Here is a 722-nt window from a genome sequence, read left to right as displayed (position 1 = left end):
GACACTGGAATTCTTACGAAAGTAGAGAACTCAACAATCGAGATTGAGTACACGGTTGGTTCGACGACCGAGCGCGAAAAAGAGACGACATACGATATTTCGGATCAGCTGTGTGAAGCCACACTCAATCAAGATCTTCTCGAATCCATATCGTTCGCCGACGCGTCTGTGGAGGATTACGGAACGCATCCAGCGTCTGAGAACAGCGTCGCGTATATCGGCGTGCCAGTCTTTGTTGATGGAGAACTATACGGAACGATCAACTTTACGAGTAGCGAGCCGCGGTCAGAGACGTTTGACCGCGACGAACACGAGTTTGCCAACCTTCTCGCACAGCGGATTGGGATTGAAATCGAACACCAGAACCAACTCTTAGACGTCGAACGGTACGAGACCATTCTTCAAGCAGTTGATGACCCAGTATATGCGCTCGATGCTAATGGAAAATTCACATTCGTCAACGATGCCGCAGAGCGAGAGTTCGGGTACGGAGAGGACGTGATCGGTGTAGACCCATCAGTCGGGATGGATGAGAACGACATCGCTCATATCCAATCGCAGATTGATGATCTAATTACGACCGATCAGCGGTCAAAACGATCGGAATTCGAACTTAAATCGCGTAACGGCGAGCCTAAGATTGTCGAGAACCGGATCGCATTAATTGGCGAAAATGAATTCCGTGGAACAGCTGGTGTCCTTCGAGATGTCACCAGTAGAAA

General features: G+C 49.3%; 1 protein-coding gene. It reads left to right on the top strand.

Going from position 1 to position 722, the window contains the following annotated elements; genetic code table 11:
- Nucleotides 1-722, top strand: a 722-nt coding sequence (locus EXE42_RS15710) for a PAS domain S-box protein (protein ID WP_137706927.1), incomplete at both ends; no start/stop codon positions are given.

Source organism: Halorubrum sp. SP3, assembly GCF_005435195.1.
In the GTDB taxonomy this organism is placed as follows: domain Archaea; phylum Halobacteriota; class Halobacteria; order Halobacteriales; family Haloferacaceae; genus Halorubrum; species Halorubrum sodomense.
The sequence above is the reverse complement of the archived record's forward strand: the minus strand, read 5'-3'. Positions and strand labels throughout refer to the sequence as shown.